The organism is Hephaestia sp. MAHUQ-44 (assembly GCF_023806085.1).
Taxonomy (GTDB): domain Bacteria; phylum Pseudomonadota; class Alphaproteobacteria; order Sphingomonadales; family Sphingomonadaceae; genus Sphingomonas.
On record NZ_JAMSLX010000001.1, the window covers coordinates 154,433 to 180,270 of the forward strand.

General features: G+C 66.5%; 26 protein-coding genes. 16 read left to right on the forward strand and 10 right to left on the reverse strand.

Going from position 1 to position 25,838, the window contains the following annotated elements; translation table 11 throughout:
• Nucleotides 1–20: 20 nt before the first annotated feature.
• Entirely contained in the window at nt 21–2,000 is a 1,980-nt protein-coding gene (locus tag NFE57_RS00685) for an autotransporter assembly complex protein TamA (RefSeq protein ID WP_252133635.1), read from the reverse strand.
• A gap of 172 nt (nt 2,001–2,172) precedes the next feature.
• Here NFE57_RS00685 and NFE57_RS00690 point away from each other — a divergent pair, with 172 nt between their 5' ends.
• Nucleotides 2,173–2,346, forward strand: a complete 174-nt coding sequence (locus NFE57_RS00690; RefSeq protein ID WP_252133636.1) for a hypothetical protein — start codon at nt 2,173–2,175, stop codon at nt 2,344–2,346.
• A 42-nt stretch (nt 2,347–2,388) separates the two neighbouring features.
• Here the strand turns inward: NFE57_RS00690 and NFE57_RS00695 are convergent, their stop codons facing one another.
• Nucleotides 2,389–3,018: a S24 family peptidase gene (locus NFE57_RS00695; protein ID WP_252133637.1), complete on the reverse strand. Its 630-nt coding sequence runs from the start codon at nt 3,016–3,018 to the stop codon at nt 2,389–2,391.
• A 98-nt stretch (nt 3,019–3,116) separates the two neighbouring features.
• Here NFE57_RS00695 and NFE57_RS00700 point away from each other — a divergent pair, with 98 nt between their 5' ends.
• Together NFE57_RS00700 and NFE57_RS00705 are read left to right on the forward strand one after the other, a co-directional pair.
• Nucleotides 3,117–3,296, forward strand: coding sequence for a hypothetical protein (locus NFE57_RS00700; protein WP_382279084.1), 180 nt, complete (start codon nt 3,117–3,119; stop codon nt 3,294–3,296).
• Nucleotides 3,293–3,607, forward strand: coding sequence for a hypothetical protein (locus tag NFE57_RS00705; RefSeq protein WP_252133638.1), 315 nt, complete (start codon nt 3,293–3,295; stop codon nt 3,605–3,607). The genes NFE57_RS00700 and NFE57_RS00705 overlap by 4 nt, the downstream gene beginning before the upstream one ends.
• 72 nt (nt 3,608–3,679) lie before the next feature.
• Here the strand turns inward: NFE57_RS00705 and NFE57_RS00710 are convergent, their stop codons facing one another.
• Together NFE57_RS00710 and NFE57_RS00715 are read right to left on the reverse strand one after the other, a co-directional pair.
• On the reverse strand, nt 3,680–4,447 hold the full coding sequence (locus tag NFE57_RS00710; RefSeq protein ID WP_252133639.1) for a hypothetical protein: 768 nt from the start codon (nt 4,445–4,447) through the stop codon (nt 3,680–3,682).
• Nucleotides 4,417–5,658 carry a TIGR04063 family PEP-CTERM/XrtA system glycosyltransferase gene (locus tag NFE57_RS00715; RefSeq protein WP_252133640.1) on the reverse strand — a complete coding sequence of 414 codons (1,242 nt, stop codon included), beginning with the start codon at nt 5,656–5,658 and terminating at the stop codon, nt 4,417–4,419. Before NFE57_RS00715 ends, NFE57_RS00710 begins: the two co-directional genes overlap by 31 nt.
• Nucleotides 5,659–5,758: 100 nt before the next feature.
• Here NFE57_RS00715 and NFE57_RS16630 point away from each other — a divergent pair, with 100 nt between their 5' ends.
• From NFE57_RS16630 to NFE57_RS00735, 5 genes are all read left to right on the forward strand, one after another.
• Entirely contained in the window at nt 5,759–5,887 is a 129-nt protein-coding gene (locus NFE57_RS16630; protein ID WP_286207576.1) for a hypothetical protein, read from the forward strand.
• Nucleotides 5,880–7,244, forward strand: coding sequence for a putative O-glycosylation ligase, exosortase A system-associated (locus tag NFE57_RS00720; protein ID WP_252133641.1), 1,365 nt, complete (start codon nt 5,880–5,882; stop codon nt 7,242–7,244). Before NFE57_RS16630 ends, NFE57_RS00720 begins: the two co-directional genes overlap by 8 nt.
• Nucleotides 7,241–8,377 carry an acyltransferase family protein gene (locus tag NFE57_RS00725; RefSeq protein WP_252133642.1) on the forward strand — a complete coding sequence of 379 codons (1,137 nt, stop codon included), beginning with the start codon at nt 7,241–7,243 and terminating at the stop codon, nt 8,375–8,377. The genes NFE57_RS00720 and NFE57_RS00725 overlap by 4 nt, the downstream gene beginning before the upstream one ends.
• 102 nt (nt 8,378–8,479) lie before the next feature.
• On the forward strand, nt 8,480–9,670 hold the full coding sequence (locus NFE57_RS00730) for a mechanosensitive ion channel family protein (RefSeq protein ID WP_252133643.1): 1,191 nt from the start codon (nt 8,480–8,482) through the stop codon (nt 9,668–9,670).
• Between the two features lie 45 nt (nt 9,671–9,715).
• Nucleotides 9,716–10,486: a TonB family protein gene (locus tag NFE57_RS00735; protein WP_252133644.1), complete on the forward strand. Its 771-nt coding sequence runs from the start codon at nt 9,716–9,718 to the stop codon at nt 10,484–10,486.
• Between the two features lie 9 nt (nt 10,487–10,495).
• On the opposite strand, the gene putA is transcribed toward NFE57_RS00735, so the two are convergent.
• Nucleotides 10,496–13,444: a bifunctional proline dehydrogenase/L-glutamate gamma-semialdehyde dehydrogenase PutA gene (gene putA, locus NFE57_RS00740; protein ID WP_252133645.1), complete on the reverse strand. Its 2,949-nt coding sequence runs from the start codon at nt 13,442–13,444 to the stop codon at nt 10,496–10,498.
• Between the two features lie 155 nt (nt 13,445–13,599).
• Between putA and NFE57_RS00745 the strand changes: the two genes are divergently transcribed.
• From NFE57_RS00745 to NFE57_RS00755, 3 genes are all read left to right on the forward strand, one after another.
• Nucleotides 13,600–14,034, forward strand: coding sequence for a MaoC family dehydratase (locus NFE57_RS00745; RefSeq protein WP_252133896.1), 435 nt, complete (start codon nt 13,600–13,602; stop codon nt 14,032–14,034).
• A gap of 94 nt (nt 14,035–14,128) precedes the next feature.
• On the forward strand, nt 14,129–15,307 hold the full coding sequence (locus NFE57_RS00750) for an acetyl-CoA C-acyltransferase (RefSeq protein ID WP_252133646.1): 1,179 nt from the start codon (nt 14,129–14,131) through the stop codon (nt 15,305–15,307).
• Nucleotides 15,308–15,453: 146 nt separating this feature from the next.
• Nucleotides 15,454–16,425: a glucokinase gene (locus tag NFE57_RS00755; protein WP_252133647.1), complete on the forward strand. Its 972-nt coding sequence runs from the start codon at nt 15,454–15,456 to the stop codon at nt 16,423–16,425.
• A gap of 66 nt (nt 16,426–16,491) precedes the next feature.
• Here the strand turns inward: NFE57_RS00755 and NFE57_RS00760 are convergent, their stop codons facing one another.
• The 4 genes from NFE57_RS00760 to NFE57_RS00775 form a co-directional block, all read right to left on the reverse strand.
• Entirely contained in the window at nt 16,492–17,061 is a 570-nt protein-coding gene (locus tag NFE57_RS00760; protein ID WP_252133648.1) for an opacity protein, read from the reverse strand.
• A gap of 201 nt (nt 17,062–17,262) precedes the next feature.
• Nucleotides 17,263–17,943 carry a hypothetical protein gene (locus tag NFE57_RS00765; protein WP_252133649.1) on the reverse strand — a complete coding sequence of 227 codons (681 nt, stop codon included), beginning with the start codon at nt 17,941–17,943 and terminating at the stop codon, nt 17,263–17,265.
• A gap of 79 nt (nt 17,944–18,022) precedes the next feature.
• Nucleotides 18,023–18,391, reverse strand: a complete 369-nt coding sequence (locus tag NFE57_RS00770) for a DNA primase (RefSeq protein WP_252133650.1) — start codon at nt 18,389–18,391, stop codon at nt 18,023–18,025.
• 94 nt (nt 18,392–18,485) lie between these two features.
• The gene (locus NFE57_RS00775; protein ID WP_252133651.1) at nt 18,486–19,730 is read right to left on the reverse strand and encodes a multidrug effflux MFS transporter; all 1,245 of its coding nucleotides are present in this window, start codon (nt 19,728–19,730) and stop codon (nt 18,486–18,488) included.
• A gap of 91 nt (nt 19,731–19,821) precedes the next feature.
• On the opposite strand from NFE57_RS00775, the gene NFE57_RS00780 reads away from it, so the two are divergent.
• The 3 genes from NFE57_RS00780 to NFE57_RS00790 all read left to right on the forward strand — a co-directional run bounded on the left by NFE57_RS00780 (nt 19,822) and on the right by NFE57_RS00790 (nt 22,781).
• On the forward strand, nt 19,822–20,325 hold the full coding sequence (locus NFE57_RS00780) for a hypothetical protein (RefSeq protein WP_252133652.1): 504 nt from the start codon (nt 19,822–19,824) through the stop codon (nt 20,323–20,325).
• 78 nt (nt 20,326–20,403) lie between these two features.
• Nucleotides 20,404–21,357, forward strand: a complete 954-nt coding sequence (locus tag NFE57_RS00785) for an isopenicillin N synthase family dioxygenase (protein WP_252133897.1) — start codon at nt 20,404–20,406, stop codon at nt 21,355–21,357.
• 134 nt (nt 21,358–21,491) lie between these two features.
• Nucleotides 21,492–22,781 carry a homoserine dehydrogenase gene (locus NFE57_RS00790; RefSeq protein ID WP_252133653.1) on the forward strand — a complete coding sequence of 430 codons (1,290 nt, stop codon included), beginning with the start codon at nt 21,492–21,494 and terminating at the stop codon, nt 22,779–22,781.
• 99 nt (nt 22,782–22,880) lie between these two features.
• Here NFE57_RS00790 and NFE57_RS00795 read toward each other — a convergent pair whose 3' ends face one another.
• The gene (locus tag NFE57_RS00795; protein ID WP_252133654.1) at nt 22,881–24,179 is read right to left on the reverse strand and encodes a glycosyltransferase family 39 protein; all 1,299 of its coding nucleotides are present in this window, start codon (nt 24,177–24,179) and stop codon (nt 22,881–22,883) included.
• A gap of 49 nt (nt 24,180–24,228) precedes the next feature.
• On the opposite strand from NFE57_RS00795, the gene NFE57_RS00800 reads away from it, so the two are divergent.
• Together NFE57_RS00800 and apaG are read left to right on the forward strand one after the other, a co-directional pair.
• Nucleotides 24,229–25,434: a trans-sulfuration enzyme family protein gene (locus NFE57_RS00800; RefSeq protein WP_252133655.1), complete on the forward strand. Its 1,206-nt coding sequence runs from the start codon at nt 24,229–24,231 to the stop codon at nt 25,432–25,434.
• Nucleotides 25,431–25,829 (forward strand): Co2+/Mg2+ efflux facilitator ApaG/CorD, encoded by a 399-nt coding sequence (gene apaG / locus NFE57_RS00805; RefSeq protein ID WP_252133656.1) that lies wholly within the window; start codon nt 25,431–25,433, stop codon nt 25,827–25,829. Before NFE57_RS00800 ends, apaG begins: the two co-directional genes overlap by 4 nt.
• Nucleotides 25,830–25,838 lie beyond the last annotated feature (9 nt).

Consider the following 25,838-nt stretch of genomic DNA (forward strand, 5'->3'; position numbering starts at 1 on the left):
GGGCAAATCGGCGGCGTCGTTCAAAACGCCTGCCCCAGCGAGACATAGACCGCGATCCGCGGATCGCCCTTTTGCGGATTGATCGGGGTGCCGACATCGACACGGATCGGCCCGAAGCTCGAATAATAGCGCACGCCGATCCCGGTCCCGAAGCGCAGATCGGACAGTTTGGGCAGCGGCGAGGTGTAGATGTTGCCGGCATCGAGGAACGGCACGATTCCGAAATTGCCGAACGCCTTCACCCGCGCCTCGATCGAGAATTCGGTCAGGCTGCGCCCGCCGATCGGATCGTTATTGGGGTCGCGCGGGCCGATATCCTGATAGCCATAGCCGCGCACCGATCCGCCGCCGCCCGCATAGAAACGCCGCGACGGCGCGATCGCATCGCGCGGCGCGCCCAGGATCGTCCCCAGCCGCACCCGCCCCGCGAGCACCACCGAATCGCTGACCGGCTGGTAGGCGCTGGCGTCCACTTGCGTGCGGGCATAGCCAAAGACCTGCCCCGACAGCGAAAGCTCGGGCGAGAGCCGGCCCGAAATACGAAAGCCCCGCGTCGGATTGAGCAGATCGTCCGATCCGTCATACCCCAGCGTCCCCGGCAGCGCACCGATGAAATAGGTCCGCCGCCGGGGGGCGCCGGTCGACAGGATCACGTCGCGCTCGTCGGTCGCGACCAGTTCGGCGCCGACCGACCAGGTCCAGTCCTTCTGGTAGAAGATCGTGCTCTGCCGCTCGAGCGTGCCCGATACCGAAAAGGTCCGCGCGTCATAGGCATTGCGGTTGATATGCGCGAGCGCGACCTGCCCGGTGAGCACGCGATCGCGCGCATGGTAATTGTTGCGGCGGAAGATGATATTGCCCAATTGCTCGCGCGTCCCCAGCACCCCGCGCAGCGTGAGCGCGCCTTCGGGCGGGAACATGTTGCGATGTGTCCAGCTCACCTCGGTCCGCACGCCTTCGCCGGTGCCGTAGCCGAGTTCGCCCGCGATCGTGCGCGGCGGCGCGGGCGCCATCGTGATCGCCAGATCGACCGTGTCGGGGGTGCTGCCCTGCACCGGGGTGATATCGGCGGAAGAAACCAGCCCGGTCTGGATCAGCGCGCGGCGCAAATCCTCCACCTCGGCCGCGTCATAGCGGTCGCCGGGTTCGAATCGCGCGATATCCTGAATGTGCTCGCCGTCGAAAATGCTGCCCTCGGGGGTGGTGATGGCACCGAAATGCCGCGCCCCGCCGGGGATGACCGACAAATCGAGCGTCGCCGTGCGGGTCGCGTGATCGACGACGATCTCGGGCTCGTCGACCTGCGCGAAGGGAAAGCCCTCGCGGCCGATCGCGGTGCGCAACCCCGTGGTGCCGGCCGCGATCGCATCGGCATCGACCGGATCGCCCTGTTTCACCCCGAAGGCGTGGCGCAGCGCCTCGGCCTTGCCGCCCGCCGCCAGCACGCCGTCGAGCGACACCTCCGCGAAATGATAGCGCCCGCCCGGATCGGCGGTCAGCGTGACGAGCGGCCGGCCGTCGCGCCGGCCGATCCCGGTCGTCACCCGCGCATCGTAATAGCCCTCGCCGCGCAGCAGCGTGGTGAGCAATTCGGCATCCTCGCGCGCGCGCCGTTCGAGCTGCGCGGCGTTGGCAGGATCGCCATCGTGCGCCTTCAGCGTCGAGAGTTCGTCGAAGCGCTGGCGTAGCAGCGGCGTCTCGGCACCGTTCAACCCCTCGATCGCGAAGCCGTAGCGCGTCTCGCTGGCAATATCGCTCGTCTGGCCGGTATCGACGGCCACTTCGTCGGGCGCCAGCGACAGATCGGGCCAGTCGACGCCAAGGCCGGGCAGCGGCGCGAGCGGCGTCTCGGGATTGAGCGGCACCGCCTCGGGGGCCGTCTGGGGATCGGCGGCGGCGCTGTCGCCGCTGCTCTGCGCGCGCGCCGGCGACGCCAGGACGACGCACAACAAGGTAGCAGCGCCCAACACCGCGCCGTGTCGCCCGGACCCGCATTTCATGGCCCCGTCCTAGCCGGGTGCGATCGCGAGTGACAGCGCTTTGGCGCGGCATCGCGCAATTCCGGCGCGGCGTTGCCTCAATGCACCGTGCCGGCCGCACGCCCTGCCGCCATCGACCCGCACCGCAACACAAGGCTGGCGCGCCGGCGCGCGGCGTGGCAGGGCGGCGCGCATGGCGAGTCCTTCAAAATCTCCCGTCGCGGGCGGCGCGCTGATCGCGCTCAGCCTCTTCATCGGCATCATCGGCGGCCTCGCCCTCGATCAACCGACGCAGGGTTTTCTCGTCGGCCTCGCCGCCGGGATCGCGATGGCGGTCGTGGTCTGGCTGATCGACCGCAAGCGGTAGGCCATCCGTCACCCCGGACGTGTTCCGGCATGACGCCGCAATCTATTCCAGCGCCCGTCCCAGCCACACCACGCGCCCCACCAGTTCGGCCCGCCGCGCCGTCTCATCCTCGATCGGCGGATAAGCGGGATTATCGCTCCGGATCGCCAGCCCCAGCCCAGCGCGCGCGACACGCTTGACCAGCAGCACACCGTCCAACCGGATGACAAAGATGCGCCCGCGCGAGGTCACCCGCCGGTCATGGGTATCGACCATGATCTCGTCGCCATCGGCAATCGTCGGCATCATCGACTCGCCCTGCGCGCGGATCAGCGACAATCCCCCCGGATCGACGCCGAGCGCGCGGATCAGCGCCGGATCGAACACGGTGCCCGCCAGCGCGCGCTCGCCATCGACGATCCCGCCCGGCCCCGCCGAGGCCGCGACGTCGAGTCGCGGCACCATCACCGCCAGCGGCGCGCGCGCGGGGCCGCCGAGCACCGCCTCATCGACCCGGAACCACGCCGCGAGCGTCGCGCGGTCGCGCTCGGCCAGCGCGCGCGGCGAACCGCGTGTCACATATTGCTGGAGATAGGCCGGGTTGCGGCCGAGCCGCTGCGATAGCGCCGCATAACTCTCGCCATGCAGCGCGATCAGCCGCGCCAGCGCGGCCCGCGGATCGTCCGATTCCATGCCGCGATCATAGTCATAGGATTTTTCCTAGACAAGTTGGAAATGTGAGAACAAATTGAGAACATATGGCGAGTCGGAACGGGGTCTGAAGGATGATGATGCTGAGCAAGATCGAACGGTTTCTGCGGCAAACGGCGATGCCGCCGACCAAATTCGGGCGGATCGCGGTCAACGATCCGCGGCTGGTCGGCGATATGCGGCGCGGGCGCGAACCGGGGCCGCGCACCATTGCCCGGATCGAAGCCGCGCTCGATCTGCTGACGGGCGCCGACCAATGAGCCGCGGGCCTGACGCAGCGACGCTGCTTACCCGCGCGCTGGCCGCAGCGGCCGCCGCCGATAACGTCGCCTGCGCGATCACCGGTTCGGACTGGAACCGCTGGGCGAGCGCGACCTTCACCGGCGTGCAGCATCGGCTGACGCTGGCGGGCGCGTTCACTCCCGCGCTCGACGATTGGCTGACCACATTGCCCGAGCGCGACTTCGTGCTGCCGGGGCATCTCGTCGCCGATCTCACGATCGTGGCGATGCGCGCTTCCCCCGATCGGATCGAGGCCGATCTTCAGGCGCTGACGGTCGAGGACTGGTGAGCAGGGGCGGGGGCGCGATACCCCCTCCAGCGTGTCAACTTTGTCAACTTGGCCGGGCGTGCCGGTCTGGTGTCACCGCGCCGAGGCGAGCCGGCGAAGCGCGCCCAACGCGTCATCGACGCGGTCGTCGGTGGCGATCGTGCACAGCGCGGGCAGCGGCTGGTCGCGCCGCGACATGCCCTGTTCGAGCCGGTCGAGCAGCGCATGGATCGTCGCTTCGGGGCGCGGGCGCACGGGTGGTGCCGACACGACCTGCGGCGCGAGGACGAACGTATCGAACCGATCGCCGGGATCGAACACCTGCGGCCGCTTGATATGGGCCAGCGCCGCCACCGGCCGCACCGGCTCGGCGGGCACGGCGAGAATCGCCTGCGGATCGAACGCGGCCAGCGGCTGATCGAGATCGTCGGGAAGATCGCGTCCGGCGGGCTCGTCCACAATCGTCGGTTCGCCAAGATCGCGCGCCGCCGAAATCGGGCGGCGTGCGGGCGCGTCGGGATGCGCATCGGCGCGGCGCAGCACGGGCAATTCATCGCGCTCGGGGCAGTCGCCGCCAAAGGTCAGCGCCAGAACGCGCGTGCCGATCGCAAGGTACAGCCCCGCCCAGAGCAGCGCGGTAACCCCCGCCCCACCGGCGAGGATCAGCCCCATCCGCGCGGTGATGCCAAGCGGCGGTGCCGCGGCCGGCAGCACGCCCGCAAGCCCGCTTGCGATCGCGCCCTGCTCGATCACGCCGATCGGCAGCACCGCAAATGCCAGCGCGGTGAGGAGGCCAAGCGCCCCCGACACCACCGGCGCAAGCGGCAGGATCAGGCGTTGACGGCGGAAGGATGCGACCATGTTCTACTCGAGACTGCGGCTTCGACGAGGCGTCGGTACACCGGCTCGTACCGCGAAATGTTTGATGACCAGTTACGCTCGCGCTCGACGAAATCGCGTGCCCGCGCCTTGCGCTCGGCCCATGCGTCACGCTGGGCGAGCAGCCCGGCCAGCGCCTCGGCGATGGCAGGCGGCGCATCGGCGGCGAACAGCGTCCCCGTCTCGCCGTCGCGGATCAGCTCGCGGTGCCCGCCGACGTCCGACGCCGCAACCAATTTGCCCTGCGCCATCGCTTCGAGCGGTTTGAGCGGGGTGACGAGATCGGTCAGCCGCATCTTCTTGCGCGGATAGGCAAGCACATCGACCAGGCTGTAATAACGCTCGACCTCGGTGTGCGGTACGCGCCCGACGAAACGGATCGCATCGGCCACCGGCGACGCCGCGGCCTGCGCGCGCAACCCCGCCTCCATCGGCCCGCCGCCGACCAGCAGCAGCCGCGCCGTCGGTCGTGCGGCGACCAGCGCGGGCATCGCCGCGATCAGATCGTCGAGCCCCTCATAATCGTAGAAGCTGCCGATGAACCCGATCACCTCCGCCCCGTCGAGCCCCAATTCGGCAGCAAGCGCGGCGTCGCGCGGCGGCGGATCGCCGAACAGGGTCAGATCGACCCCGTTGGGCGAGACCAGGATCTTGCCCGGATCGATTCCGCGCCCGATCAGATCGTCGCGCAACCCGTCGCAGATCACCGCAACCGCATCGGCGCGGCGCACCGCCCATGTTTCAAGCGCCCTGGTCGCCCGATAGCGCAGCGAGCCTGCGCGCCCGGTGCCGTTGCCCACCGCCGCATCCTCCCAGAAGGCGCGGATCTCGTAGAGCAAGGGCAAGCCCCGCCGCCGCGCCACCCGCAACGCGGCGAGCGCATCGAGCACCGGCGAATGCGCGTGGAGCAGATCGGGCTTAAACGCGTCGATCGCGCCGTCGATTCGCGCGGCGAATGCGGCGATTTCACGCACCTCACCGATCGGGCTCGGGGTCTTGGGCGGCGGCAATGTACGGAAGAAATCGAGCCCGTCGACCGTCTCGCGCGGCGCCGGCGCGGCGCCGTGGCGCGGCCCGGTGACCGCCGCGACCGTCCAGCCCGTCGCTTCCTGCGCCTTGAGGATCGCACGGGTCCGAAAGGTATAGCCGCTCTGGAGCGGCAAGCCGTGATCGAGGACATGGAGAATGCGCATGCCCGCTTCCATGCACCCCAAGGTTTAACGGCGCGTCAACCCCAACCGCCTAGAGCAGGCCTGTACCCCTTTTTCGTCGGGCAACGAGGCTGCGCGCATCATGATCGACAAATTCGCGCTCGCCGTATCGCACGGGCTGATGCTGCTGGTGATCTGGCGATTGCTCCGGCGGCCCGATCTCGATCACGAGACAAGCGCTCGGCCCCCCAAGGGAAAGCGTGATGCTTGATCTCGCCTTTCTCGGTTTCCTCGCGGCGCTGATCGCGGCGGGGTTTCGCAAGCCGTTCCTGTTCATCCTCGCTTATGTCTATATCGACGTCGTCTCGCCCCAGCGGTTGAGCTATTTTCTGCTCAATGCGATTCCGGTGTCGCTGATCGCCGTGGCGCTCGCGGTCGCCGGCTGGGCGATCGCCGACGACAAGAAGGACGTCCGCGTCGCCCCGCGACAATTCCTGATCCTGCTGCTGCTGCTCTATTGCTGGGCTACCACGCTGGGCGCCGATTTCCCCACGGAAGCGCTCGATAAATGGGATTGGGTGTGGAAGGCGCTGGCGTTCGCGATCTTCCTGCCGCTCACCTTGCGCACCAAATTGCGAATCGAAGCCCTGCTCGGCTTCATGATCCTCGCCGCCTCGACGATCATCATCGTCGGCGGGTTGAAGACGCTCGCAAGCGGCGGCGGCTATGGCGAACTCAACCTGATGGTGACCAACAACAGCGGCCTCTACGAAGGCAGCACGATCTCGACGGTCGCGATCGCGATCATCCCGACGATCCTGTGGTTCACCCGCTTCGGCACGATCTTCCCGCCCGATTGGCGCGTCAAAACCTTCTGCTACGCGCTCGTCTTCGCGTGTCTGCTGATCCCGATCGGCACCTCGACGCGCACCGGCCTCTTGTGCATCGTCTTGCTCGCCTTGCTGATGCTGCGCGACGTCAAACGGCGCGTGCTCTACCTTACCGCGCTCGGCGTCATCGGGCTCGCGGCAGTGCCGATGCTCCCGAACACGTTCACCGAGCGGATGGGCACCATCAAGACCTACCAGGCCGACGAATCGGCCTCGACCCGGCTCGCGGTGTGGAAATGGACGATCGATTTCGCCAAGCAAAACCCGTTTGGCGGCGGGTTCGAGGCGTATCGCCAGAACCAGATTCGCTATGACACGGTGAAGCTCGAAGGCGACGGCCCGATCCAGACCGTCGACAAGACGCTCGCGGTCGATTCGGCACGCGCCTATCACAGCGCCTATTTCGAGATGCTGGGCGAACAGGGTTATCCCGGCCTTGCACTGTGGCTCGCGATCAACCTGATCGGGCTGTTCCGCATGGAGGTGCTGCGCCGCCGCTACGGCCGCGCCGAGGGTGATGAGGCATGGATCGCGCCGCTCGCCAGCGCGCTCCAGTACGGCCACATCATCTATCTGCTCGGCGCCGCGTTCATCGCGATCGCGTTCCAGCCCTTCATCTACATGCTGATCGGCGCGCAGATCGGGCTCGACACCTACCTCGCCCGCAAGCGTCGCGAATCGGCCTGGCGCCCGATCCCGCGCGGCCCCCGATCGGGCCGACCGGCGGCGACCGCATGAGCGCCCGGCCCGAACTGCGTGCGCTCACCAGCGTCCGCGGGCTCGCGGCGTGGATGGTGGTGCTTTACCATATCCGTCTGTCGATCGCCGGACTGCCGCAGGCCTGGGTCGACGTCTTCGCCAAGGGCTATCTCGCGGTCGATTTCTTCTTCCTGCTCTCGGGCTTCGTCATCTGGCTGACCTATGGCGCGCGGCTGCGGGAGGGCGGCACCGGCGTGGTCGCCTTCTGGCAGCGCCGGATCGCACGCATCTATCCGCTCCATCTGCTCATGCTGATCTCGGCGATGTTGCTCGCGCTCGCGCTGGCGGCCACGGGGCGGCACGATCCGGTCGAATTCCCGTTCGCGGCGCTCCCGCTCCACCTGCTGCTGGTACAGGATTGGGGGGTGACCGAGGCGCTCGCCTGGAACGATCCCGCCTGGTCGATCAGCGCTGAATTCGCCGCCTATCTGCTGTTTCCGCTCCTCGCGCGCGCAATCGACTGGCGCCGCGTATCGACGTTCGCGCTGATCGCGGCGATCGCGGCGTTCCTCGCGATCCTCGGCGGGGTGATGGCGCGTGCCGGCGCGCCTGGGCTGGGCTGGGAAATCTCGACCTTCGGGCTGCTGCGCTGCCTCACCGAATTCAGCGCCGGCACCGCCTTATGCGCGCTCTGGCTGCGCTGGGCCGAGCGGCCGCTGATCCCGGCGATCGGCAGCGCGATCGTGGCAATGTTGTTGCTAGGCGGCTGGGCAATGGGATCGCTGTCCGAATTGTTTGCCGTGCCCATGGGGATGGCGGCATTGTTGTTGCTGCTCGCGCTCACCGCCGGGCGTGCACGCAATCCGCTCGAATGGGCGCCGCTCCATTATCTCGGCGAGATCAGCTACGCGACCTATCTCTCGCATTTCCTGCTGTTCGTCGTCTTCAAGCTGCTGCTGGTCAGCGACGCCAGCGCCATCCCCCCGCTCCTGATCGCGCTCTATCTGCTGCTCGTCCTCGCCGCGTCGGTCGCGCTCTACCATCTGGTCGAGCGTCCAGCGCAGAAATGGCTCAACGCGGTTGCGCTGCCCGGAACGAAGCGATCGCCTGCGCATTGGGAGACACCACGGCCACGAGAGGAACCCCTTGCCGAGGATCGCTTATTCCGGTGACAGCGCCCCCGGCATTCCACGCCGGGAAAGGCGACACGGCCGGGAAGATTGGGATATTGCCTGGCTGATCGACGAATCAGCCAGCAACCTGAAGAGAGATCAATGATCGCCGACACTGCAGCCGCCATCACGCTCTCGGCCGGCGACACCGATGCCCAACTCCGCAGCCTGACCGGCTACACCTGGGCGTGGGTCCAGGAACACTGGTTCCAGATTCTGATCGCGGCGGGCGCCGCCGCCGTCATCGTCGCCGCGCTCTATGCCCTGCGCGGCCTCGGCAGCAAATTGTGCAATCCCGACCGCCCGACCGGAAGCTGGATCTCGATTATCGGCAAGGCGGTTTCGAAAACGACCGGCTTCTTCATCGTCATGGTCGCGGTGCAACTGGTCGACGGCTATGCCCAGACGCCGCCGGTGCTCGACCAGATCGTCACCTTTCTGTTCACCGTCGCGGCGGTGTTTCAGGGGGCGATCTGGGCGCGCGAGATCATCCTCGGCTTCGTCGAGCATCGCACCTCGGCCGACCATTATCGCGGCGAAGCGATCGTCAACGCGATGGGGCTGATCCGCCTGCTGGTGAGCGTGGTGGTGTTCGCGATCGCGATCGTCGTGCTGCTCGACAATCTCGGCGTCAACGTGACCGGGCTCGTCGCCGGGCTCGGCGTCGGCGGCATCGCGATCGGCCTCGCCGCGCAGGGCATCTTCGCCGATCTGTTCGCCGCGCTCGCGATCATCTTCGACAAGCCGTTCAGCAAGGGCGATCAGGTCAGCTACGACAATAGCTCTGGAACGATCGAGGCGATCGGGCTCAAGTCGACGCGCATCCGCGCCTATACCGGCGAACTGCGGATCATCGCCAACAAGAATCTGCTCGACAAGGAAATCCTCAACGTCTCCGGGCGCGATCATATCCGCCTGCCGTTCACGATCGGCGTCGCCTACGAGACCCCGCCCGAAACGCTGGCCCGCATCCCCGCAATCCTCACCGAACTGGTCGAGGCCGAGGGGGCGACGGCCGCGCGCGCAGGCTTCGAAGCGTTCGATCCCAGTGCGCTCAAATTCACGCTGCTGGTCGACGTACGCGGCAACGATTGGGCGGTGGCGCATCCGCTTCGCGATCGGCTGCTGGTCGCGATCCTCACGCGCTTCGCCGCCGAGGGCATTGCGATCCCCTACCCCACGCAAACAACCTTCACTGCCGCCCCTGACGGTACGCTGATCATGCCCTATGCCGACCCGGTCGTCAGACGGACAACACCAAAGGATCCTCCCCCGGCCGTGCCCGAGGGCTGAGGCGCGCAGCTTGCTGAAGGGCAACGCCATGCCCACATTCGCGTGATGGCCGTTGCCGAGCCCAGTACGCGTACCCGGCTGTCGTCGGCGGGCCTTTCCGCCGCGATCGTGGCCTTGACGGGGTATGCCTTGCTCACCGGGCTCGATGTACCGCTGCCGCACGTGGTCGATTCGACGCTCAAGGTGTTCGGCGTCGCGCCATCGCCTCCACCACCGCCACCGCCACCCGAGACGTCGACCGTTCAGCCCAGACTCAGCCCCAAGGCGGAGGGCAAAGCCGCGCCGCCCAACCTCACCTCGCGCGCCACCCCGATTGCCGCCCCCACGCCGATCATCCGGCTACCGGTGCCGCCGCTGGTGATAACCTCGGTCAAGCCGTTCGAAGGCCCCGATCCGACGCAGGGCAATGCCGACATCCGCGGCCCCGGCACCGGCGCGGGCGGGATCGGCGATGGCACCGGCAGCGGCGGGCGTGGCGATGGCGGCGGTGCCGGCGGCAATTCGCCCCCGCGTCACATCGGCGGGCGCATCCGCAATTCGGACTATCCCGCATCGGCAGGCGCCGAGGGCGCAGGCGGGATCGTTTCGGTCGAATATTACGTCCTGCCCAACGGCCGCGTGTCGGACTGCAAGATCACCGAATCGAGCGGCAACCCGGCGCTCGACGAGACGACGTGCCGGCTCATCACCGAGCGCTATCGCTACGAACCGTCACGCACCGCGAACGGCACCCCCGTCCGCTCGATCATCGTTGCCGACCACGAGTGGATCATCGACGATTCGATGCTCAGGGCGCTCCGCAAACGGGCGCGCTAGCGCGCCCGCTCAAATCCCACCCTCATCGAGGCTGAGCAGGCTCGCATTGCCGCCTGCGCTGGTGGTGTCGATCGAGACCGCGCGTTCGGCGACGAAGCGGAACAGATAATGCGGCCCGCCCGCCTTCGGCCCGGTGCCCGACAGCCGTTCGCCGCCGAACGGCTGCGATCCCACCACCGCGCCGATCATCGCACGGTTGACGTAGAGGTTGCCGACATGCGCGTGCGCCTCGGTCACCTCGGCAGCGCGGGCGATGCGGCTGTGCAGCCCCATCGTCAGCCCGAAACCCTTCTCGTTCACGCGCCGGATCGTCTCGATCAATTTGCCCGACGGCCAGGTGGTATAGTGCAGCACGGGGCCGAACCATTCCTGCTTGAGATCCTCGATCGCATCGATCTCGATCAGCGTCGGCGGCACGAACAGCTCGTCCTCGGGCACCGGCACGGTCTTGAGCCATTTTTCGTGTGCGCCATCGCGATACGACATCAATTTGTCATACGCTGCCTGATCGATCACCGGCCCGACGTCGGTCGCGGGATCGCCGGGATCGCCGACCGTGAGCAAGTCCATCGCGCCTTTCAACATCGCGATCATGCCCGGCGCGACATCCTCTTGGATCAGCAGCAACCGCAGCGCCGAGCAACGCTGCCCCGCCGAGCGGAACGCCGAGGTGATGACGTCCTGCACGACCTGTTCGGGCAGCGCGGTCGAATCGACGATCATCGCGTTGATCCCGCCCGTTTCGGCAATCAGCGGCAGGATCGCGCGTTCCTCGGCGGCGAGCAGCGATTGCGCGATGCGCCGCGCGGTGCCGGTCGAGCCGGTGAAGGCGACCCCCTGGATGCGCAGGTCGGCGGTGATCGCCGCGCCCACTTCGGGGCCGCCGGGAACGAGGATCAGCACGTCGTCTGGCACCCCCGCTTCGTGCGCGAGTTCAACCGCGCGCGCGGCGATGCGCGGCGTCTGCGGCGCGGGCTTGGCGACGACGGTATTGCCCGTGACCAGCGCGGCCACCGTCTGCCCGAGAAAGATCGCGAGCGGGAAATTCCACGGCGCGATCGTCGCCCACACCCCACGCCCGTCGAGGTGCATCATGTTGCGCTCGCCAGTCGGGCCGGGCAGCTCGACCGATTGCAGGTCGGCACGCGCGCGGGCGGCATAATAGCGACAGAAATCGACCGCTTCGCGCACCTCGGCAAGCGCATCGGGAATCGATTTGCGCGCTTCCTGGATGCACAGCGCCATCAGTTCGTTGCGATGTTCCTCGAGCAGCGCGCCCAGTTTTTCGAGCATTCCCGCACGCTCATCGACGGCGCGCGCGGTCCAGCCCGGAAACGCCGCATGCGCGCGATCAATTGCTTCGGAGGCATGAACCGCGTCATACGCCGCCATCGCCCCCTCGGCCATCAGCGGATGCGGCGTGTTGACCGCCTGCCGGACCGCCTCGAGCACGACACGATTGCCGAGATCGAGCCCGGCGCTGTTGATCCGCTCGGGTTGATAAAGATCGCGCGGCAACGGGATCGACGGGTGCCGTGTGCCGCCCACCGCTTTCACCTTCTCAACCGGGTCAGCGAGCAGATCCTCATCCGATTTATGTTCATCGGCGAGCTGGTGGACAAAGCTCGAATTAGCCCCGTTTTCGAGCAAACGGCGAACCAGATAGGCGAGAAGGTCCTTGTGCCCACCCACCGGCGCATAGATGCGGCACCGATAATCGTGTTCGCGCACCAGCCGTTCGTACAGCCCGTCGCCCATGCCATGGAGCCGCTGGAATTCGAAATCGCGCGCATTGCCCGCCCATTCGACGATCGTCGCGACGGTCAGCGCGTTGTGGCTGGCGAAGGCCGGGCGGATATTCCCGGCGTCGAGCATATCGCGCGCGCAGGCGAGGTAGCAGACGTCGGTCGCGGCCTTGCGCGTGAAAAGCGAATAGTTTTCCAGCCCCTCGACCTGATCGCGCTTGATCTCACTATCCCAATAGGCGCCCTTCACAAGCCGTACATTCATCACCCGATCGAGCGCGTTCGCCCAGGCGATCACCGGTCGCGCGCGCTTACCATAAGCCTGCACCGCCATCCCGAACCCGTCCCAGCCGGCGAGCGCAGGCAACCCCGCCACCGCGCCGATGATGTCGAGACTCATGTCGAGCCGGTCCTGCTCCTCGGCATCGACCGTGAGCGCGATGCCGCGCGCCGCCGCCTGCACGGCCAGCGCTTCGAGCATCTCGATCAGCGCCGGCACGCACGCGTCATATTGCGCGACTTCATAGCGCGGGTGCAGCGCCGAAAGCTTGACCGAGATCGAATGCCCCGCCTCGGCAGCACGGCCCACCGCATCGATCGCACGCGTATAGGCCTCAAAATAATGCGCGGCATCGGCGGCTGTCCGCGCCGCTTCGCCGAGCATGTCGAAGCTGGCGGTAAAGCCCTGATGCTCGGGCCTGGTCATCCGCTTCAGCGCTTCGTCGATGGTGCGGCCCATCACGAAAATCTCGCCCATCATCCGCATCGCGGCGCCCACCGCCTGGCGCACGAACGGCTCGCCCGCGCGCGCGATCAGGCGCCGCAGCGGTCCTGAATGCCCCTCCCCCACCAGCGCGCGGCCGACAACAAGACCCCAGGTCGCCGAATTGACCAGCCGCGAATTGGATTTGCCGGTATGCGCGCGCCAGTCGGCATCACCGAGCTTGTCGGCGATCAGGAAATCGGCGGTCGCCGGATCGGGGACGCGCAGGAACGCCTCGGCGAGGCTGAGCAGCGCGATGCCTTCGGACGAATTGAGCTGATATTGCTGGAGGAACTGGTTCACCCAGCCGCGATTCTGCGCCGCGCGCAGGTCCGCGAGCAGCCCGCCGGCCTCTCCCATGATCTTCGATCGCGTTTCCGAATCGCTGTCAGCGCGCTGAATGAGCGCCTTTAGAATGTCGGGTTCGGGTTCCCGGCGAAGCTTCTCCATGCTTTTTCGCGCGTTAGACCTGGCATCATCGGTCATATTCATGCTTCCGGTTCGGCAATGCTTGCCCAGTGGATAGGTCTGATACTATCTCTCGGCCCGCGCTACGCCCAACTGAAACCGAAAGGAAAGCCGTGCCGGAAATTTCGCCGCAGGAGATGGCCCAACGCATCGGCACCGAAACCGTCTCCGACTGGGTTGAGGTGACGCAGGAAATGATCGACCAGTTCGCCGATGCGACCGGCGACCACCAGTTCATTCACGTCGATCCCGAGCGCGCGAAACTGACCCCGTTCGGCGGCACGATCGCGCATGGCTTCCTCACGCTGTCGCTAATGCCGCAACTCGCCGCCAAGGTGCCTGACGCGCCGAGGGTCGCGGGCATCAAAATGGGCGTCAACTACGGGGGCAACAAGGTTCGCTTCCTGCAACCCGTCCGCTCGGGCAAGCGCGTCCGCGGCCGCTTCACGCTGCGGGCTTTTGACGAGAAACGCCCCGGCCAATGGCAACAGACAATCGAGTTCACCGTCGAGATCGAGGGCGAGGACAAGCCCGCGATGGTCGCCGAATGGATCAGTCAGCTTTTCGTTTGAACACCCACGGTCACGCCGGCGAAAGCTGGCACCTCTCGCCACTTGAGGCCCCAGCCTTCGCTGGGGTGACGCCCCGAAGAAAGGATATCACCCAATGCGTTCCGCCGTCATCGTCTCCACCGCCCGCACACCCATCGGCCGCGCCTATCGCGGCGCGTTCAACGCGTTGCCGGCACCGACCCTCGCCGCCAAATCGATCGAAGCCGCGGTCGCGCGTGCCGGGATCGACGGCGCCGAAGTACAGGACGTCGTGTTCGGCGCCGCGCTCCAGCAGGGCAGCCAGGCGACCAATATCGCCCGCCAGGCGTTGCTGCGCGCCGGGCTGCCCGTGACGGTCGGCGGCATGTCGGTCGACCGCCAATGCGCCTCGGGGCTGATGGCGATCGCCACCGCCGCCAAGGAGATCATCGACGATCGCATGGACGTGACGATCGGCGGCGGGGTCGAATCGATCAGCCTCGTCCAGACCCCGCAGATGCGCGTCGCCCCCGATCCCGAATTGCTGGCGATGCATGACGATATTTACATGCCGATGCTCCAGACCGCCGAGGTCGTCGCCAAGCGCTACAATATCAGTCGCGAGACAATGGACGCATATGCGCTGCAATCGCAGCAACGCACCGCCGCCGCGCAGGCCGCGGGCAAGTTCGACGACGAGATCATCCCCGTCACCGCGACGATGAACGTGACCAACAAGGAGACCAAGGAGGTCACGCAAAAGCAAGTCACGCTCGCCAAGGACGAGGGCAACCGGCCCGAGACCAGCATCGAGGGGCTGCGCGCGCTCCAGCCCGTGCTCGGCCCCGACATGACCATCACCGCGGGCAATGCCAGCCAGCTCTCCGATGGCTCGTCGGCGGCCGTGCTGATGGAGGAGAAGCTCGCCGAAAAGCGCGGTCTCCAGCCGCTCGGCCGCTATGTCGGCATGGCGGTTGCGGGCACCAAGCCCGACGAGATGGGCATCGGCCCGGTGTTCGCGATCCCCAAGCTGCTCGAACGCTTCAGCCTCAAGATGGACGACATCGGGCTGTGGGAACTGAACGAGGCGTTCGCGGTGCAGGTGCTCTATTGCCGTGATAAGCTGGGTATTCCGAACGAACTGCTCAACGTCAACGGCGGGGCGATCTCGATCGGCCATCCGTACGGCATGTCGGGCGCCCGCATGACTGGTCATGCGCTCATCGAGGGCAAGCGGCGCGGCGCGAAATACGTCGTCGTCACGATGTGCATCGGCGGCGGGCAGGGTGCGGCGGGGCTGTTTGAAGTCCTCTGACCGACGCGGTGACCGGTCGTAAACGGGGGCTTCGGCGAAGGCCGGGGCCCCTTCTTTTTGTGAAAACGCCCCGGCGCGCGGCAAAGCGAGTTGCGCATTAATCCTGGGATGGTAGCGTTCTCTCTTGCGAGAGCCATCGACGACAGATGGCCTCGAACGAGGAGAGCGGGATGGGGGCCGACGAAACGGGGCTGGTAGCCGATATCGGCCGCCAATCGGTGCGCTTTGGGCTGAGCGGCGGCGCTTGCGGACTCGCGCCGCGCGCCGTCCAGCATTTCAATACTGCCGACCATCCCACCTTTACCAGCGCGCTCGTCGCCTATCTGCGCCAGATGGGACTGGAAAACCGGACGTTGCCGAGTGCGCTGGCGATCGCGGGCGCGGTGCGCGGCGACGTCGTCAACATGACCGGCAGCCGCTGGTATATCTCGCTCACCGGGGTCGAAGCCGTGTTGCGCGCGCGTCCTACCGCGCTCAACGAATGCGCGGCCGTCGCGCTCGCCTTGACCCAGCTTCCCGACAGCGTCTTCATGCCGCTTCCCGGCCCAACAATGCGCCCGGCACGCCCCGGGGGCACCTTCCTGCTGGTCGGCCCCGGCACCGGGCTCGGCGTCTCGGCGCTTGTGACCGCCGGCGACCGGTTCGTACCGGTACAAAGCGAGGCCGCGCATATGACGTTCGCCGCGCGCACCCCCGAAGAAGCGCGGATCGTCGATTATCTCGCACGCAAGGCACGCCCGGCGAGCAACGAAGCGCTGCTGAGCGGCGCCGGGCTCGTCACCGCCTATGAGGCATTGAGCGACGGCAACACGCTGGCACCCGAGGAAATCACCCGCAGCGCCGCACGCGATCCCATCGCGCACGCCGCGCTTACCACCTTCATCGGCGCGCTCGGATCGGTGATCGGCGATCTCGTGCTTGCTTTCGGCGCATGGGACGGGGTGTTTCTGACCGGCGCCATCTCGCGCGCATTGCATCATCAACTCGCCGACCCGCTGTTACGCCGTCGAATGACCGACAAGGCTGCTTTCGGCCGCCAGCTCGCCGAGGTTCCGATCACCGTGGTCAATCGCAACGATCTCGAACTGCTGGGCGCCGCTGCCGCGCTGGCGGGGTAGCGCCCGCACACGAAAAAGGGGCCGGCGGATATGATCCACCGGCCCCTTGCCGTAGCAATGTCGCGATCAGAACGCCGCGATCAACCCCGCCATCGGGCGGAAGCTGTGCGCATTGCCATAGGTGTCGACCTCGAGCCGAACGCGGACGTTGCTCTTGCCACCGCTCATCGCGGCAGGCGCGAACTCGGTGCCGACGCCGTAGACCATCTCGCCGTAATCGCCGCTGTTCTTGCCGAGCGCGTCGAAATTGACCCAGCGATAGCCGACCTTGCCGTAGAACAGCCCGCTATCCCCCGAACGGACGCCGAAGCGGCCCGCGGCGCCATATTCCCAATCGATATCGCCGGTGAAACCCTTGGCAACGCTGCCTTCGGCGCCGACGAACAGCGGGCCGACGGGCACGTTCACACCCACGACGCCCTCGACGAGACCGCCCTTGTAGCTGCCGCTCGCAGGCATCGGGATACCCGAATGGGTGGCTTCGTTGTCGAAGCGCTCATAGCCGCCCAGGATGCCGACATAGGGCTGGATGGCGCGCGTGTTGCCCGACGATTCGACCGCATCGCCATCCTGCGCCATCGCCGGAACGGCGACGAACACGGCCGCCGCAGCAGCCGTCCAGAAAATCTTACGCATGGGGAAATTCCTCTTGTTGTACCCGTTACATCAGCCGGCGCCCGAGAGGGTCGCGGGTCGGCCACGGTCATCCTAACAGGCCACGCCCCGAATTGTTGCATTGCAGTGACAGAAAATACACAGATTTCGTCGACTGTTGCGTCCAAGACACGCTTTCTTTCGCTGCGATGAACAAATCATGCCGCAGCGCAAACAAAGCCGTCAGGATTGGGGGTCGATCACCGCCTTGACGATGTGCCAGCTCTTATCCTCGGCGCTCGCGCCCGGAATTTCAGCGGTGCGGTGGAGTGTGATCGAGCCGCGCATATTGAAAGGCCGCTCGCCATCCTTGAGCGTGCCATAAATCTGCACAGGCACCTCGACATAACGCTGCCCGGCCCCCGCATCGACGCGGCCCGGCGCACCGATATTGGCGTGATAGGCGTGATATTGGCCAAAGCCCGCCGCAAACGCGTCGGCGCTCATCCCCGAGGCCTTGCCGCCGTCGCTCCAGAGCTGCCACGCCGCGCGATACTTCCTTTGTTCGAGCAAGGCGTAATAGGTCTGAACGACACTCGCTGCGCCTTGCGCGCTTTCAGGCGTGAAGGGCGCTTCGGCAACCGGCGTGCGATCGTCGGGCAGGCCGCCGGGTTCGCCCGGTGCCGGCGGAGTGGCAAGCGGACTTGGCGCGGGCAGCGGCCGCATCCGCGGCGCGGGCATTGGCTGATTCTCAAGCGCGTTGGCGGCATAAGTGTCGATATCGCCCTGCGCCTCGGTCGCTGCCGCATTGATATCGATCGCATTGAGTGCTTCACGCGCGCCGTTGCCGATCGTGGTTGGCTCGTTTTCCCCACACGCGGCCAACGCCAGCGACAGAACCACGACGCTCAAACTGCGATGCACGATCCGTATCCCGATCCACGATAATGAGAAGACGCCCCAGAGCCGGGCACCGTAAATCTAACGACCCGATCCGGCCGGCTCAAGGTTCGTCCACATCGTCGTCGTCATCGTCATCATCATCATCGTCGTCGTCATCGTCATCGTCATCGTCATCGTCATCGTCATCGTCATCGTCATCGTCATCGTCGTCGTCGTCGTCGTCGTCGAGATCGGCGATACGATAATCATCGCTCTCCTCGCCGCGTTCGTCATCTTCCATCAGCAGGTCGTCCTGCTTGTCGACATCGTCGTCATCGCCGAGATCGGGATCGAGATCGATCAGGACGGTGCCGTCGCTCGGGCCAGTGCGTGTGGTCTCGAGGATTTCAGCGCGCTGGCTCTCGTCATAGCCGTCCTCATCGTAACCATCGTCGCCCGGGCCGTGCCCGGAAATCTGAAAACCGCCCATCGTCCGTCTCCACGCGCCGCGCATGTGCCTGCCAAGTCTCTCGCGAACGGCAAAGGAGGGATGACGGTTCCCGTAACCTGCGGTGAAATGACGGTCAGGCGGGTTTAAACAGGCGGCCGCGCTCGACCACGGCAACGATCGCCAGCGACACCAGCCCGGCGATAAAGAAGCCGAGCGAGAGCGGGATCGTCGTGCCGTCGAACGCCTGGCCGATCACGGCGCCGATCAGCGCCCCGAACGTGACCGTGACGAAGCCCTGCACGCTCGAAGCGGTACCCGCGATCGCGCCCATATTCTCCATCGCCATCGCCGAGAAATTTGACGTGGCGAGCCCGAAGCACCCCATCGTCAGCGCCTGGATGACAGCAAAAGTGACGAGCGTCTCCCACCCCGCCAGCGTAACGACGAGGTGCAGCCCCGAACACAGGATGAGCCCAACCAGCGCCGAATGCGAGATCCGCCGCGTGCCCACCGCCATCACGATCCGTGAATTGAGGAAGTTCGCGATCGCCATCGTCGAAGCGACGGCTGCAAACACCGCCACCAGCAGCCCCGGCGCCTCGAACACGTCGAAGATGATCTGCTGCACCGAATTGATGAAGCCGTACAGCGCACCAAGCAAGGCGGTCGAGGCCAGCGTATAGCCCAATGACCAGCGCTCGGTAACGGTCATCCGCCAGCCGCCGACCAGGCGCCGGAGCGAGAGTGGCATCCGATCGATCGGATGCAGCGTCTCGGGCATCCGCCACCAGAACCACAGCATCACCCCCGCCGAGATCACACCGATCATGGCAAAGATCAGCCGCCACGATCCGAACAGCAGGATCGCCTGCCCCACCGTCGGCGCAAGCACCGGCGCGGCCATGAAAACGATGAAGGCAAGGCTCATCACGCGCGCCATCGCGCGACCCGAATAGCAATCGCGCACCAGCGCCACCGTCACCACGCGCGACGCCGCGATCGCGGTGCCGCCGATAAAGCGCGCGATCAGAAGCAGTTCGAAGCTTGCCGAAAACGCCGCGACGAAATTGGCAATCACATAGGCTGCCAACGCCGCCCCGAGCACGGGCCTGCGCCCGAAACGATCGGCGAGTGGTCCATGTGCCAATTGCGCGACACCGAAGCCGATCAGGAAAGCGGTGATGACGAGTTGGCGCTCGTTCGCGGTCTTGACCCCCAACGCCTCGCCGATCGCCGGCAGCGCGGGCAGCATCGAATCGATCCCGAGCGCGGTCAGCGCCATCAGCGCCGCCACGAGCGCCACGAACTCGCGAAAGCCGAGCGGTGGCGCGTTGGGCGTGATCCTGGCGGGCTGGGTGCTCATGCTGCGCTGCGTCATGCCCGAAAGCCGATGCCGCGTCACCCCGTCTTGACGCGTGCCGCGGATGACCCTAGTGTATTGCTCAAGCAACACACGAAGGAGCCATCGCATGTGGCGCTCGCTGATCCTCCTCACCGCCGTCGCGCCGCTGGCGGCGTGCGGCTCGAACGACGGGCCGGGCACAACGATCTCGATCAATGGCACCGATGGTGACGGCGGCGGCAATGTCACCGCACGCGCCGATGGCGTGTCGGGCAAGGTATCGGTCGCGCTGCCGGGGTTTTCGGGCGAACTCAAGCTGCCCAAAATGCACCTGGATGCGAAGGATTTCGACCTGAACGGGGTGCCGCTCTATCCCGGATCGCAGATCGCCAACATCGCGGTCGATGCCAAAAACGGGAACGGCGGCGTGGTGACGGTCGATTTCGACAGCCCGGCCGCGCCCGCAACGGTCCGCGACTGGTTCAAGCAGAGACTCGAGGCCGCGGGCTTCGCGTTGACTGCGACAGGCGACAACCTGGTCGGCACCACCGACGAGGGCAAACCCTTCCGGCTCACGCTCGCCCCGGCGGCGAGCGACCATGCGACCGGCAAGATCGTCGTCAGCGGCTAACCGGTTGTTCGGGGCGGCATCAGAGTTCTATATTGATCGTTTCCACGGCTTCACCGAATGCACATGGGTTCGATCGTTATGCTGGATACGCCCGCCGCTCAGGTTCCAACGCTCAGTCTCGCCGATCAGGCACGCGATCCCGACGGTTTCGCGACGGCATTCGGCGGCTCGTTCGAGCGATTCGGCTTCGCGATCGTCGCCGATCACGGCATCGATCCACAATTGATCTCGCGCGCCTGGGCGCTCACCGAAGCATTGTTCGATCGTCCCGACGAAGAAAAGCGCGGCTATCACATTCCCGGCGGCGGCGGCGCGCGCGGCTACACGCCGTTCAAGACCGAGATCGCCAAGGGCGCGACGGCGGTCGACCTCAAGGAATTCTGGCACGTCGGCCGCGATCTGGCCGCGGGCCACAAATATGCCCATGCGATGGCGCCCAATGTCTGGCCCGACCAGCCCGAGGGCTTCCGCGACACTTTCATCGACCTGTTCGCCGCGTTCGACACCGCAGGCGACAGACTTCTCTCGGCCATCGCGCGCCACCTCGGGCTCGCCCCCGACTGGTTCGATCACGCGGTCCACGACGGCAATTCGGTGCTGCGCCTGCTCCATTATCCGCCGATCCCCGCCGATGCCGAGGGCGTGCGTGCGGGCGCGCATGAAGACATCAACCTCATCACGCTGCTGCTCGGCGCCGAGGAAGCCGGACTCGAACTGCTCGACAAGGACGGCCGCTGGCTGGCGATCCGGCCGCCCGAAGGCGCAATGGTGGTAAACGTCGGCGATATGTTGCAGCGGCTGACCAACCATGTTCTGCCCTCGACCACGCACCGCGTCGTCAACCCGCCGCCCGAACGGCGCGGCCATTCGCGCTACTCGATGCCCTTCTTCCTCCATCCCGCACCCGATTTCCTGATTAGGACACTGCCGGGCTGCATCACCGCCGACCGTCCCGATCAATATCCCGCGCCGATCACCGCGCACGATTACCTGCACGAACGGCTGGTCGAAATCGGGCTGGTGACAAAATAAGCCGGCGCCGCCAAATTCGTCTGCCACGCTGACCTTGTTTCGAAGCCCAAAGTGCCGCTAGAGCGGCCCTGTGGCGCGGGCCGTACGGCCAATGCTGAAACGAGTTCTCCACGACAGATGAAAAAGGGACTTGCATGACCGACCCCTTGCGCGTTGCGATCGCCGGCCTCGGCACGGTGGGCGCCGGCGTGATCAAGCTGCTCGACGCCAATGGCGCGCTGATCGCGCGCCGCGCTGGTCGTCCAATCGAGATCGTCGCGGTCTCCGCGCGCGACCGCGCCAAGGATCGCGGCGTCGATATCACCCGTTTCGAATGGGTCGATGATACCGGCGCGCTGGCGCGACACGTCGGCGCCGACGTGGTCGTCGAACTGATCGGCGGGTCGGACGGCCCTGCGCTCACGCTCGCCCGCGAAACGCTCAAAGCGGGTCGCCATTTCGTCACCGCCAACAAGGCGATGATCGCGCATCACGGGCTCGAACTCGCGCGTGCCGCCGAAACCACCAACGCCGCGCTCAAGTTCGAGGCCGCGGTCGCGGGCGGTATCCCGGTGATCAAGGGCTTGCGCGAAGGCGCCGCCGCGAACGAGATCGCACGCGTCTACGGCGTGCTCAACGGCACCTGCAATTTCATCCTCACCAAGATGGAAAGCGAAGGCCGCGATTTCGGTGACGTGCTCGCCGAGGCGCAGGCGCTGGGCTATGCCGAGGCCGATCCGAGCTTCGACATCGACGGCGTCGACGCCGCGCACAAGCTCGCGATCCTCGCCAGCCTTGCCTTCGGCACGCGGCCCGCATTCGATCAGGTCGCGATCACCGGCATCCGCAACGTCATCGCCGCCGACATCGCCGAGGCCGCCTCGCTCGGTTATCGCATCCGTCTGGTCGGGGTCGCCGAGGCGAACGGCACCGGGATGTTCCAGCGCGTCCATCCGCACCTCGTCCCGCTCGATCATCCGCTGGCGCATGTCGCGGGCTCGCTCAACGCCGTCGTCGCCGAGGGCAATTTCGTCGGCCGGCTGTTCTTCGAAGGTGCAGGCGCGGGCGATGGCCCGACCGCGAGCGCGGTGGTCGCCGATCTGATCGACATCGCGCGCGGCGAATTCGGCCCCGCCTTTGCGATGCCCGCCGATGCGCTTTCGGCTGAAGCCGGGGCCGATACCGGCGACCGCCGCAGCCGCGCCTATCTGCGCTTCACGGTTGCCGACAAGCTGGGCGTGCTCGCCGAGATCGCCGCGGCAATGCGCGATGCCGGCGTCTCGATCGAGAGCCTGATCCAGCGCGGCGCGATGCCCGACGGCAGCGTGGTGGTCGCGATCGTCACCCACGAAGGCCCCGAACGCAGCGTCGCGGCCGCCCTCGATCAGCTCAGCGGCTCGTCGAGCCTCGCGGGCGCGCCGATGTGGATGCCGATTCTGGGCTAGAGTGATTTCGAACCAGATGGAATCATCTGGCGACTCGGAAATCACGGCAAACAAAAGATAATCTAGGGACGATCTGGTTCGATTAGAACCGAATCGTCCCTAGATCCAGCGCGCGAACCACGTCCAGCGTTGGAACGCATCGGGCCCGGCAAGCGGCATCGCGGCAATGATCGGGTAGAAATAGACGAACAGGGCGCCGGCGAGGATCACGAATCCCGCCTGCCGCCCTTTGCTCGCATGAAGATCGAGCGCGGCCGCGAGCGCGGGGCACAGAAACAGGCTGGGCAGGAAATAATAATAAAAGAAACCCAGGGATTTGGGGATCACGATCCACGGCAGATAGGCGCCCACCCATAGAGCCGCGATCGTCAGCAGCGGCGCCGATCGGTCGCGCACCCCCGCCCACAGGCACGCCGCCAATGCGACCAGCCCGCCCCACAGGATCACCGGGTTGCCGATCATCAGGATGCCGCGCATCGCGCCGTCGGCGGGTTCGTAGAAATACCAGATCGGCCGCAGCATCAGCGGCCAGCTCCACCATGCCGACTGATAGGGATGCGGCGGCAGCACGTGCGTCTGCTCGGCGTAGATGGTGAGCTGGAACGGCAAGAGCGCCGCCAGCGTCAGCGGATCGCGCGCATAGAAAAAGGCCGGCAGGAAAGTGAGCAAATACGCCACCGCCGCCCCCAGCGTGAGCGCGAGCAACAGTGGCAGAGTGCCCACCCCAGCCCAATGCACGCGCCCGCCCACCCCGCGCCGGCGCAGAATGAGGATCGCAACCCCGGCATAGCCAAGGAACGGCACCGCCGCCCATTTGCATCCGATCGCCAGCCCGATCAGGGCACCGCCCAGCGTGACCCCGGCGAACGCGCGGCCTCCCGCCGCGCGCATCGACGCCAGCAGCACCACGATGCCACTGACCACGAACGCGGCCATGAACCCGTCGAGCATCGCGATCCGCGCCTGAACGAACAAGGTGATGTTGAGCATCGCGAACAGCGCGGCGAGCACCGCCGGGCGCATCCGGCCCAGCACCTGCCAGGTGATCGCGAACAGCGCGACGACGGTGACGGCCCCCGCGACGGTCGAAAAGAACCGCCAGCCGAGGCTATTGTCCCCGAACAGCGCGATTCCCGCCGCGATGATCGCCTTGCCGAGCAGCGGATGTTCGGTGTTCACGGGGGTCGCCAGCGCCAGCAGCGTCCGCGCGGCCGGGACATAATGAACCTCGTCGAACACGAGGATATGCGGCATAGCGACGCGGAACAGGAACAGCGCTTCGGCGACCAGCCCCAGCAGCGCGGCGACCAGCATCGGACGGAGGCGAGGGCGCGCGGCAATCATCGCCCAGCGGCATAGCGCGGTGCCCGAGGTGCAGGAAGGCTTGGGGCTTGCCAAAAGGAAAGAGCGTTGACGCGCGGGTATCGCCGCTTGCAAAGCGAGGGTCATGAAGAAAGACACCGGTCAGAACCGCGCGATCACCCAGCATTGGCGCCCCGCAACCCAGGCGATCCGCGGCGGCACGGCGCGTTCCGAATGGGGCGAAACGTCCGAAGCGATCTTCCTCACCTCGGGTTATTCGTACGATTGCGCGGGCGATGCCGCGGCACGGTTCGCGCGCACGCAAGACGGCATGACCTATTCGCGCCTCCAGAATCCCACCGTGCAGATGCTAGAGGAACGGATCGCGTTGCTCGAAGGCGCCGAGGCGTGTCGGACGATGGCATCGGGAATGGCGGCGATGACCGCCGCGTTGCTGTGCCAGCTCAGCCAGGGCGACCATGTCGTCGCGGGCCGCGCCGCGTTCGGATCGTGCCGCTGGCTGATCGATACGCTGCTGCCGCGCTTCGGGATCGAGACCACCACGGTCGATGCTCGCGACCCGCAGGCCTTTGCCGATGCGCTGCGCCCCAATACCAAGGTGTTCTTCTTCGAAACCCCCGCCAACCCGACGATGGATGTGGTCGATATCGCGGCGGTGTGTGCCATCGCGCGCGCCAACAATATCGTGTCGGTGGTCGATAATGCCTTTGCCACCCCCGCGCTCCAGCGGCCGCTCGAATTCGGCGCCGATGTGGTCGCCTATTCGGCCACCAAGCTGATGGACGGTCAGGGCCGTGTGCTCGCGGGCGCCGTCACCGGCAGCAAATCGTTCATCGAGGACACCTTGCTCGCCTTCACGCGCAACACCGGGCCGACTCTGAGCGCGTTCAACGCCTGGGTGGTGCTCAAGGGCATGGAGACGCTCGATCTGCGCGCGCGGCGACAGAGCGAGGCGGCGCTCGAGGTCGGCCGCTTCCTCGAAGGCCGCGTGCCGCGCGTGCTCCACCCCGGCCTGCCCAGCCACCCGCAGCACGCGCTGGCGACCAGGCAGATGGACGCCGCCGGGCCGATCTTCGCGTTCGAGGTCGCGGACCGCGCGCAGGCGCATGGGCTGCTCGACGCGCTCGCGCTGATCGACATCTCGAACAATATCGGCGACGCGCGCTCGCTGATGACACACCCCGCCTCGACCACGCACGCCGGCGTCAGCGAGGACGTGCGCCGCGATATGGGCGTCGGCGAAGGTATGTTGCGGCTCAATGTCGGGCTCGAAGACGTTCGCGACCTGATCGACGATCTCGATCAGGCGCTCCGCCAGGTCGGATTGTGAAGGCGCTGTTCCCCAATGTGGCCCAGACCCGCGGCGTCATCGTCCGCGTGTCGGTGAGCTATCTGCCCGAACAGTCCGAGCCCGATCGTGGTCGCTGGTTCTGGGCCTATCACATCCGTATCGAGAATGAGGGCAAGCAGACGGTCCAGTTGCTGACTCGCCACTGGGTGATCACCGATGGCCGCGGCGCGCGCCATTCGGTCGAGGGCGAAGGCGTGATCGGCGAGCAGCCGATGATCGAACCCGGCGGCAGTTTCGATTATGTCTCGGGCTGCCCGCTCGCGACGCCGACCGGGCAGATGCAGGGCACATATCATATGACCGCCGAAGACGGATCGAGCTTCGACGTCGAGATCCCCCGCTTCGCGCTGATCGCGCCGGTGGCGGCGGAATGAAGGGGTAGG